At 68.3% G+C, this 9,884-nt stretch carries 9 protein-coding genes; 6 read left to right on the top strand and 3 right to left on the bottom strand.

The window, feature by feature from the left end:
* Both QOJ24_RS22730 and QOJ24_RS22725 read left to right on the top strand, forming a co-directional pair.
* On the top strand, positions 1 to 607 hold a 607-nt coding region (locus QOJ24_RS22730; protein WP_526265379.1), incomplete at its 5' end, for a transcriptional regulator.
* An 11-nt stretch (positions 608 to 618) separates the two neighbouring features.
* The gene (locus QOJ24_RS22725; protein WP_526265377.1) at positions 619 to 1,104 is read left to right on the top strand and encodes a hypothetical protein; all 486 of its coding nucleotides are present in this window, start codon (positions 619 to 621) and stop codon (positions 1,102 to 1,104) included.
* Here QOJ24_RS22725 and QOJ24_RS22720 read toward each other — a convergent pair.
* On the bottom strand, positions 1,098 to 3,161 hold the full coding sequence (locus QOJ24_RS22720) for a heavy metal translocating P-type ATPase (protein WP_526265375.1): 2,064 nt from the start codon (positions 3,159 to 3,161) through the stop codon (positions 1,098 to 1,100). The genes QOJ24_RS22725 and QOJ24_RS22720 overlap by 7 nt on opposite strands.
* Positions 3,162 to 3,213: 52 nt before the next feature.
* Here QOJ24_RS22720 and QOJ24_RS22715 point away from each other — a divergent pair, with 52 nt between their 5' ends.
* Complete coding sequence (locus QOJ24_RS22715; RefSeq protein ID WP_526265373.1) at positions 3,214 to 4,551, top strand: H(+)/Cl(-) exchange transporter ClcA; 1,338 nt, start codon at positions 3,214 to 3,216, stop codon at positions 4,549 to 4,551.
* A gap of 88 nt (positions 4,552 to 4,639) precedes the next feature.
* On the opposite strand, the gene QOJ24_RS22710 is transcribed toward QOJ24_RS22715, so the two are convergent.
* Positions 4,640 to 5,197, bottom strand: a complete 558-nt coding sequence (locus QOJ24_RS22710; RefSeq protein WP_526265371.1) for a Dps family protein — start codon at positions 5,195 to 5,197, stop codon at positions 4,640 to 4,642.
* Positions 5,198 to 5,265: 68 nt separating this feature from the next.
* Positions 5,266 to 6,186, bottom strand: a complete 921-nt coding sequence (locus QOJ24_RS22705; protein ID WP_526265369.1) for a DNA-3-methyladenine glycosylase family protein — start codon at positions 6,184 to 6,186, stop codon at positions 5,266 to 5,268.
* 109 nt (positions 6,187 to 6,295) lie between these two features.
* Between QOJ24_RS22705 and QOJ24_RS22700 the strand changes: the two genes are divergently transcribed.
* The 3 genes from QOJ24_RS22700 to QOJ24_RS22690 are packed head-to-tail and all read left to right on the top strand — an operon-like array spanning position 6,296 to position 9,878.
* Positions 6,296 to 7,423, top strand: coding sequence for a polyprenyl synthetase family protein (locus QOJ24_RS22700; protein ID WP_526265367.1), 1,128 nt, complete (start codon positions 6,296 to 6,298; stop codon positions 7,421 to 7,423).
* Positions 7,423 to 8,937, top strand: coding sequence for a phytoene desaturase family protein (gene crtI / locus QOJ24_RS22695; RefSeq protein WP_526265387.1), 1,515 nt, complete (start codon positions 7,423 to 7,425; stop codon positions 8,935 to 8,937). Before QOJ24_RS22700 ends, crtI begins: the two co-directional genes overlap by 1 nt.
* Positions 8,934 to 9,878, top strand: coding sequence for a phytoene/squalene synthase family protein (locus QOJ24_RS22690; RefSeq protein ID WP_526265365.1), 945 nt, complete (start codon positions 8,934 to 8,936; stop codon positions 9,876 to 9,878). Before crtI ends, QOJ24_RS22690 begins: the two co-directional genes overlap by 4 nt.
* The last annotated feature ends 6 nt before the right edge of the window (positions 9,879 to 9,884 follow it).

The following is a 9,884-nucleotide window of genomic DNA, read 5'->3' as shown; positions in this document are numbered from 1 at the left end:
CAAGATCATCAATGCGGGCGCGCTCATCGCCTTCGAGAAGGGTCGTAGCTGGCCGAGGGAGCGGACGAGGGCCAAGCTCGAGGAGATTCTGCAATGGCCCGCCGGAACCATAGCGACGATACGGTATGGCGGCCAGGTACCCGGCGCCGTGCCGGAGCCACCCGCAGACAGCGGCACCGCGTCGCTCATCGCGGGCACGGTCGAGGTGGCGATGACGACGCTCGGTGCGGCCGTCGAGTCGTTGCCGGCCGACGACGATCCCGATTTCACCGGGCGCGCCACGGTCATCCTGGCCGAGCTTCGCAAGCTCGAAGCCGTCGTCGCCCGAGCCGCACAGCACAGCAGGGGCACCCCCGACGTGGTGCTGGCCCTGCGGACCGTCCGTGGCTGCTACGACGACCTGATGTTCCGCGCCGCCGCCGCACCCGGCGCGACGCTGGGCCAGCGGCTGTACGCCGCGCGTCGGCGCGCGAGCCTGTCCGCCCTGGAGACGGCCAATGCTGCGGGCCTTCCCGTCGAACTGGTCGCCGCGGTGGAGGCGGGCGAACCGGCTGCTGACGCGGACACCACCGCCCTGAACGACCTCATCGACTCGCTCGATGGCTGATAATTGGTCTTGTGCCGCTGTCCGATCTGGTCCGCAACGTTGGCGACGTGATGTCGAGGGCAGACTCGCTGTTCGGCACCGCTGACCCCGACGCGGCTGCGACCGCTGCCGACGAACTGACCGAGGCAACCGACGTCATCCGGTCCGGGCAGGAACAGGCCGCATCAATGTCGGGAGACGCCATCACGAACTACGGCGACTTCGCGCAGGGCACCCGCGACGCGCTTGACCACCTGTCCGGCGTCGAATCCGATCTGGGACACCGCCTCAGGGACGCCGCCGAGGCGGTCACCGCGGCACACACGACGTCGCAATCAGCGCTCGACGCCGTGTCGTCGACCTCGGATGCGCTCGAGCACCTGACCGAGACGCCCGCTTCTGAACTGGCGGTGCTGCGCGCACTGCGCGCTCAGGTCGGCCAGCAGCTCGAGTTGATCCGCACGCACCAGGCAGTCGCCGAACAGCTCGGTGCCCAGTTGCGTGGCCTCGGCTACTGATTGCTGACCGGCCGCAGATCGAGCCGCCGTAGCAGTTGCGCGTTGAGCGCGACGACGACCGTCGACGCCGACATCAGCAGCGCACCGACCGACATCGGCATCACGAACCCGACGGGCGCCAACACCCCGGCCGCCAGCGGCACCGAAATCAGGTTGTAACCCGCTGCCCACCAAAGGTTTTGGGCCATCTTGCGGTATGCCGCCTTCGACAACGTGATCACCGAGAGCACCGAACGCGGGTCCGAGCCGGCCAGAATCACACCGGCCGATGCGATGGCCACGTCGGTGCCCGCACCGATGGCGATGCCGACGTCGGCCTGGGCCAGCGCGGGCGCGTCGTTAACACCGTCACCGACCATCGCCACCTTGAGGCCGTCGGCCTGCAACTCGGCGACCTTGGCCGCCTTGTCCTGGGGCCGCACGCCCGCGAACACCCGCTCGATGCCGAGCTCGTCGCCGACCGCCCGCGCCACCGGCTCGGCGTCGCCGGTGATCATCACGACCTCGATGCCCAGCCGGCGCAGGCCCTCGACCGCCTGACGGGATTCCGGGCGTACTTCGTCGGCCAGCTTCAGTGCGCCCGCCACCGCCCCGTCGAGAAGGACGTGCAACACGATCGCGCCTTCGTTGTGCCATGCCGCGGCTTCGGGCATCTCGATCTGCCCGGCCTGTGCCAGCAGTCGGGGACCGCCGACACGGACCGTGCGACCGTCGACAGTCGCGGTCACTCCGACCGCTGGGGACGACGAAAAGTCCGACGAGACGGGCACATTCACATCTCTTGCTTTCGCCACAGCCACGATCGCGCGCGCCAGCGGATGTTCGGAGTCCAGCTCGGCGGCCGCCGCAAGCGCCAGCACCTCGCGATCGCTGTGCCCGGTGGTGGCGGCCACGTCCGTCACACTCGGCTCACCCTTCGTCAGGGTGCCGGTCTTGTCGAACAGCACGGCGCCGACCGTCCGCATGCTTTCCAGCGCGAGCCGGTCCTTGACGAGCACGCCTGCGCGCGCTGCTCGTTCGGTGGCGATGGACACCACGAGCGGTATCGCCAACCCGAGCGCGTGCGGGCACGCGATGACCAGAACGGTGATCGTCCGAATAACGGCTTCCTCCGGCCTGCCGACGACGCCCCACACCACCGCGGTGATGACGGCGGCGCCCAGCGCAAACCAGAACAGCCAGCCCGCGGCTGTGTCAGCCAACCGCTGCGCCCGCGATGTCGAGTTCTGTGCCTCGGTGACCAGCCGCTGAATTCCCGCGAGCGCTGTGTCGCCACCCACGGCGGTGACCCTGATGCGTAGCCCGGAATCCGTTGCGACCGTGCCGGCGACGACGTCGTCACCAACGCCACGCCGTACCGGCACGGACTCTCCCGTGACCATCGACTCGTTGATGTCGGCCGCGCCGTCGACGATCTCGCCGTCGGCGGGCACGCTGCCGCCGGGACGCACGATCACCACGTCGCCGAGTCGAAGATCCGATGGGGCGACCGTGACTGTTCTGCTCCCGCCGCCCCGCCCGATGTCGTCTCCCTCGACCCGTTCGGCCTCGTCGGGCAGCAGCGCGGCAAGGGAGTCCAACGCCGAGCTGGTCTGCGCCAGCGACCGCATTTCGATCCAGTGGCCGAGCAGCATGATGACGATCAGCAGCGCCAGCTCCCACCAGAAGTCGAGCTGGCGGTCGAGCGCGCCGAGGCTTGCGCCCCACGACGAGACGAATGCGACGGTGATCGCCAGAGCGATCAACAACATCATTCCCGGTGCGCGAGAGCGGATCTCGCTGATTGCGCCGGCCAGGAACGGCCTGCCGCCCCAGAAGTACATCACGGTCCCGAGCACCGGGGACACCCAGCCAGATCCGGGGAACTGCGGAACGGAATAGCCGAGGATCATCGCGAACATGCCGGAAAACGCCACCGTCGGGATGGCCAGCACCCCCATGATCCAGAACAGGCTGCGGAACTGCGCGACGTGATCGTGGTGGCCGCCGTGCCCGCCGTGGCCGTGTTCTGCATGGTCGGTGTCTCTGTGGTGCTGTGAGTGATCGACCTCGGTCATGCGTTTCACTATACCCCGTGGGGGTATCCGCCCCGGTAAAGTTCGTCGCCTTATGACGGCGCAGGCGGCAGGACCCCTCCAGCCCGACGAATCGGTGCGCGGCACGGTCGGAATCTGCGTGACGGCGATCGTCGCGGGTGTCGTCATCGGGTTCGTCGGTGGCGGGTTCCGCTGGTGTCTGCAGATCGCCGACGACCTGCGCATCGACCTCGTCGACTGGGCGCACAAGCTACCCGGTCCGGGCTGGCTGGTGCCCATGGCCGCTGCCGCGTTCGGCGCTACCCTCGCCGCCCTGATCGTGCGATGGGAGCCGCTGGCGGCAGGCAGCGGCATCCAGCACGTCGAAGCGGTCTATCTCGGCGAGGCCAAGCCGCCACAGATTCGACTGCTTCCGGCGAAGTTCATCGGAGGCGTGCTGAGCATGGGATCCGGGCTGGTGCTTGGCCGCGAGGGACCCACGGTGCATATGGGCGCGGCGATCGGCGCCGAAGCCGCCAGGCGCGCTCGGCTACCCGACTCCGAGGTCAGGATGATGCAGACGGCACTTGGCGGCGCAGGCCTTGCGGTGGCCTTCAATGCGCCGATCGGCGGCACCCTCTTCACCCTCGAGGAGGTGACCAAGTCCTTCAGGGTGAAAACGGTTCTGGCGACCCTCTTTTCGTGCGCTGCCGGTGTCGCATGCTCGCGGCTGGTGTTGGGAAACCATGCCGACTTTCGGGTCGAACCCATCGATGCCCCTGCGCTGGCATGGCTGCCCCTTTTCATCGCCTTCGGCCTGCTGACCGGAGGTCTCGGCGCCGCGTACAACGGTTTGACGCTGTGGTTCCTGGATCACGTCGGTGCGATACACCGCATCCCTGCGCCGGCGAAGGCCGCCATCATCGGTGCGATCGTCGGGTTGGCGATGTTCGTCTACCCGCTCTCGGTGGGCGGCGGCGAGGACCTGACGCAGCGGATCCTCGGCGGACAGAACATCGTGTTGTCGGTCGTCATCGGGATACTCGCAGTGCGGTTCATCGCGGGTCCCCTCTCGTACTCGGCGGCGGTACCGGGCGGGCTGTTTGCACCACTGCTGGCCGTTGGCGCCTTGTGGGGGTTGTTGTTCGTCGGGTGCTTCGCCGCGGTGTGGCCGGAAGACACCTCCCAACTGGCTGTTCCGATGGCGCTCGTGGGGATGGCGGCGTTCTTCGGGGCCACCGTGCGCGCGCCGGTGACGGGCATGGTCGTCGTCACCGAGATGACGGCAACGACGGCGACCTTGGTGCCGATGATGGCCGCAACCGCGGCGGCTGTGCTGATCGCGAACCTCGTCGGATCGCCACCCATCTATGAGAGCCTTCGCGAGCGGATGCCGGACGAGGCGTCGATCGAGCGACGCGGTAACGGTTAGCGAAAGACCATTTCGGTCGAGTCACGATTCGGGAGCGAGGAACTCACCGACCAGCCGGTGCGAGACGACGCCCTGGAGGAGTCCGGTCCTACTTGACCGGCGCCTTCTTCCTGGCGCGGCTGGCGGCCGCCTTCTCGGACTTCGCGCCCTGGTTGGCCAGCTGACCGCCTGAGTTCTCCAGATGGGCGCGGACGAACCACTGGAACTTCTCCAGCTCCGCCGAATGCGCGATGAGCATGTCCTCGGTGACCGGGTCGAGATCTCCGACCCGCTCGATGCTCTTCCTGGTGTCCTCGATCACGCCGGTATAGACGACGTCGAGGGCGGCCAGGTGCGCCTGCGCGGTGTCCCGCTCGACCGAGTAGTCGTCCCAGGTGCGGTCGTTGATGATGGCGCCAGGCGTGCCGAGCGGAGACTTTCCGAGCGTGGCGATCCGCTCCGCCGCCTCGTCGGCGTAGCCGCGGACCAGTTCGACCTGGGGGTCGATCATCTCGTGCACCCCGATGAAATTGGGGCCGACCACATTCCAGTGGATGTGCTTCAACGTGAGGTGCAGGTCGTTGTACCGGCTCAATGCCTTCTGCAGCAGTTCCGCCACTTCGCTGCCCTCTTTGTTCGACATGCCGGGAACGGTGAATTGAGTCATCGATTGCTCCTTCGATTTCGCGTCGTCGAAAGGCCTACCCGTGACGCTCCCGGGTTAATCACCTGCGCTCAGATCGCGCGCAGGTCCGGGATGGCCTGCCGTGCCCCGAACCGCGGGTTGCGGGCCAGCCCGCTGACCTCGAGGAGTCGCACCACCCGGTGCCGGTGCGGGCGCAGCGGGGCGAGCAACGCGACCATCGCGTCGTCGTCGATGGGATGGCCGAGCAGCGACCAGCCGACCACCTTGGCCAGGTGGTAGTCACCGATTGACAATGCGTCGGCGTCGCCGAAAGCGCGCTGGGCCGTCTCGGCCGCCGTCCACACCCCGACGCCGGGCAACGAGGTCAGCGCCTCCCTGGCCTGCTCGACGGGACGGGTGACAAGCCGCTCCAGCGAATCGGCACGCTGGGCACAGCCGACGAGCGTGCGGGCCCGGCCGGGGTCGACGTTGGCCAGGTGGAACTCCCACGACGGAATGCGGCGCCACACCTCTGCGGGTGGCGGTACGCGCATCCGCGCCGGTGCCGGGCCCGGCGCGGGTGCTCCGTACTTGGTGACCAGCAACCGCCAGGCCCGGAACGCGTCCTTGCCGGCTACCCGTTGCTCGATCACGGCCGGGATCAGGGACTCCAACACCCGCCCTGTCCGGCCCAGTCGCAGATGCGGCACCCGGCGATGGGCCTTGGCGATGGTCGGTTCGACGGGCGAGAACCCGCTCGCGTCGTCGTCGGCGCCCAGCAGCGCAGGGAGTCCGGCCGCGAATTCCGCTGCGCCGCTTCCCCATGCCTCGCACGCGATGGTGCACGGGCCCGACCGGCTGATCCGCGCTGTCACCGGCCCGGTGCGCATCAGGCTCGTCCGCCAGATGGCCTTGTCGGACGCCGTCACGTAACAGGGGTCACCACCTCCGCGGCGCAATGGGGACAGCGTGTACCCGGGGCTGGCCGGCCCCGCAAACTCGACACTGCACTCCACCGCCACGTCAAACATTGGTGACGTAATAGTGACATCAAGTCAGGTTCGGCCGCCTCGGCTGGGGGTATCGCCAGAACGCCAATAGGCTGACGGCTCCGCCGGTGGGTCGGGAAAGGGGTACAGGTTGGGCGTCGACGGACGGCTGTTTGCGCCTGCGCTGCGCCCCGCGCCTGCGGTGACGTGCCAGGAGGCGGGACAGTTCGACATCTGGCGCAGCAATGTGCGCAAGGCGGTGCTGGACTCCGTCGACGAATTCGTCTCCGACCGGTGCGCGCACGACCTGCGCGGCGCGGGAGTCGATGTCGCGGCCGATGTGTTGGTCGGATTCGTCGGCTCCGGCAAGTGCCTGCGCTCGACATTCATGTTCCTCGGCTGGTTGTGTGGTGCCGAGCCCTCGCACGCAGCGCTGCGCTCCGCCGCGAGCCTCGAACTGCTGCACGCGTTCGCCCTCCTTCAAGACGACGTCATGGACGGTTCACAACTGCGCCGCGGCCGTCCTGCGGCTCACGTTCAGTTCGCCGACTGGCACCGCAGCCGAGAACTGTCAGGGTCGCCGGACCGGTTCGGAGAATCGGCGGCCGTCCTGCTCGGTGACCTCTGCCTGGTCTGGGCAGAACAGATGCTTCGGGACAGCGGCCTGGATCCCAACGCGCTGAACAGGGCCTGGCCCAGATACGACGCCATGCGCACCGAGTTGGCAGTCGGCCAATTCGCGGACTTGGTCAACGACGTCGGCGGGCTGCCTACGCTGGATGAGGTGCTGGACGTCGCGCGACGCAAATCGGGCAATTACACGGTCCGCCGGCCGCTGGAGATCGGCGCGGCGATGGCGGGCTGCCCCGACAGTTTGCTGACCCGTCTGGGTCGCTACGGTGACGCGGTCGGCGAGGCCTTCCAGCTGCGTGACGATCTGCTCGGCATCTTCGGCTCACCGGCGATCACGGGCAAGCCCGCCGGTGCCGACCTCACCGAACACAAGGCGACAAGCGTGGTCGTGGCCGCGCATCGGATGGCCGATCCGACGCTGCGCCGCCAGCTGAACGAGCTGATGGGCACCGCCGACCTCGATGAGGCGGATATCGAACGTTGGCGCAGCCTGATCACCGCGACCGGCGCCGAGCAGCAGATCGAAGAGATGATCGCCGATCGGCTGCGCCGTGCCTCGGACTGGATCGACGAGAGCCGGCTGGACGGCGCGGTGCGTTCGGCATTGCTCAACATGGCGTCGGTATGCACCGAGAGGGCGTCATGATGCGAACCATCGGCGGCAGAACCGATCACGTGGTGGTCGTCGGCGCGGGCCTCGCCGGACTGTCGGCGGCACTGCACCTGGCAGGCCGGGGCCGCTCGGTGACGGTCGTCGAACGCGGTGACGTGCCGGGCGGACGCGTCGGCCGGCTCGACGTCAACGGATACCGGATCGACACCGGCCCGACGGTTCTCACGATGCCCGACCTGATCGACGAAACCTTTGCGGCGGTAGGCGAATCCACCGCAGACCGGCTCGAGCTGGAAGCCGTCGAACCCGCCTACCGTGCACTCTTCTCCGACGGCAGCGGGCTCGACGTGCACAGTGACCGCGATGCGATGGCGGCCGAGGTGGAGCGGTTCGCCGGGCCGGAGCAGGCGCAGGGCTATCTGCGGCTACGCGACTGGCTCGCGCGCTTGTACGAAGTCGAGTTCGACGGCTTTATCGGCTCGAATTTCGACTCGCCGTTGTCGTTGTTGACTCCGTCGCTGGCCCGGCTGACCGCGCTCGGCGGGTTCCGCCGGTGGGACCGGGCGGTGAAGCGGTTCATCACCGATCCGCGGCTGCACCGGATCTTCACGTTCCAGGCGCTCTACGCGGGGGTGCCTCCGCAACGGGCGCTTGCGGTGTACGCCGTGATCGCCTACATGGACACTGTCGCCGGTGTGTACTTCCCGCGCGGAGGAATGCGGGCGCTTCCCGACGGATTGGCCGCCGCTGCGGTCGACGCCGGGGTCGAGTTCCGTTATGGCGCAACGGTAACCAAGCTGGAGCGGCTGGGAGACCGGATCCGCGCCGTGCACACCGACACCGATGATCGCATCGAAGCCGACGCCGTGATCCTCACCACCGAGCTTCCCGACACCTACCGGCTTCTCGGCCGCACCCCGCGTCGTCTGCTGCCGCTTCGGGCGTCGCCGTCGGCGGTCGTCGCCCACATCGGCTGCCGATCGCCGGACACCGCGCTGCCACACCACAACATCCTGTTCGGTGAGAGCTGGGAGCAGACGTTCCGCGAGATCATCGACGACGGGGTGGTGATGAGCGATCCGTCGCTGCTGGTGACCAGGCCGACAGCTGGGGATCCCACGCTCGCGCCCCCCGGGCGCGATTTGCTCTACGTGCTGGCGCCTGCCCCGAACCTGTCCAAGGGCACCGTCGACTGGGAGAGCATCGGCGACTCCTACGCCGACAGCATGATGGCCGCGGTCACCGACCGGCTTCCGCAACTGGGCGTCGACGCCGAACTGCTGCATGTCGTCAACCCCGCGGACTGGGCCAGGCAGGGCATGCTGGCGGGCACGCCGTTCGCGCTGGCGCACACGTTCGGGCAGACGGGCCCGTTCCGTCCCGCCAACACGGTTCGCGGCATCGACAACGTCGTGCTGGCGGGATCGTCGACGGTGCCCGGTGTCGGCGTTCCCACCGCCCTGATGTCTGGACGGCTGGCCGCCGACCGGGTCACCGGAGCCGTCATCCGGTCCGTCAGGGCTCAGATCGGTAGCGGGCAGACATGATCCGCTCCGAACTCGATGCCGCAGGAGTGCACGACCCGGCGCTGCGCGACGCCTACCAACACTGCCGGCTGCTGAACGCCGAGCACGGCCGCACGTTCTTCCTCGCCACCCGGTTACTGGCACCCGAACAGCGCCCCGCGGTACACGCGCTGTACGGGTTCGCCCGCCGCGCCGACGACATCCTCGACGACTTCGACGACACTCTCAGCGCGGCGCAGCGCACCGAACGGCTGCAGCGGCTCTCCACACAGCTCTTCAATCAGCTTGTCCAGCATCAGGATTGCGGTGACGACCCGACCCTGCGGGCCGTCGTGCACACCGCGCGCAGATACGGCATTCCGTGGGAGATGTTCGACGATTTCCTTGCCGCGATGCGGATGGACCTTACGGTCACCGACTACCCGGACCGCAAATCGCTCGAGCGGTACATGCACGGCTCGGCCGAGGTGATCGGTTTGCAGATGCTTCCCGTGCTCGGCACCGTCGGCCCGCGCGAAGAGGCCGCACCCTATGCCGCGGCGCTGGGGACGGCTTTCCAGCTCACCAACTTTCTGCGGGACGTCGACGAGGATCTGCAGCGCGGCCGGGTGTATCTGCCCGCCGATGAGCTGGCCGCTCACCGGGTCGACCGGGACGTGCTGGCGTGGTGTCACGCCAACAGGCGCACCGACCCCCGGGTGCGGCGGGCACTCACCGAACAGCACGCCGCCACCCGCCGGGTGTACGACGTCGCCCGTAAAGGCATCGACATGCTCGACGCTCGGTCGCGGCCCTGCGTCGAGGCCGCCTTCACGCTGTATTCGGAGATCCTCGACCGCATCGAGAACATCGACTTCGCGATCTTCGACCAGCGCGCGACCGTCGGCACTGGCAGGCGACTGCAGGTGGCCGGTCGTGGCCTGCTGGGGGCCTGGCGCGCGCGGCTGACGCACGGCAGGTAAGAACTC

Source organism: Mycobacterium sp. (genome assembly GCF_032159775.1).
Lineage (GTDB): Bacteria > Actinomycetota > Actinomycetes > Mycobacteriales > Mycobacteriaceae > Mycobacterium.
Note: the sequence above shows the minus strand (reverse complement) of the source record. Positions and strands in the feature narration are given on the sequence as shown.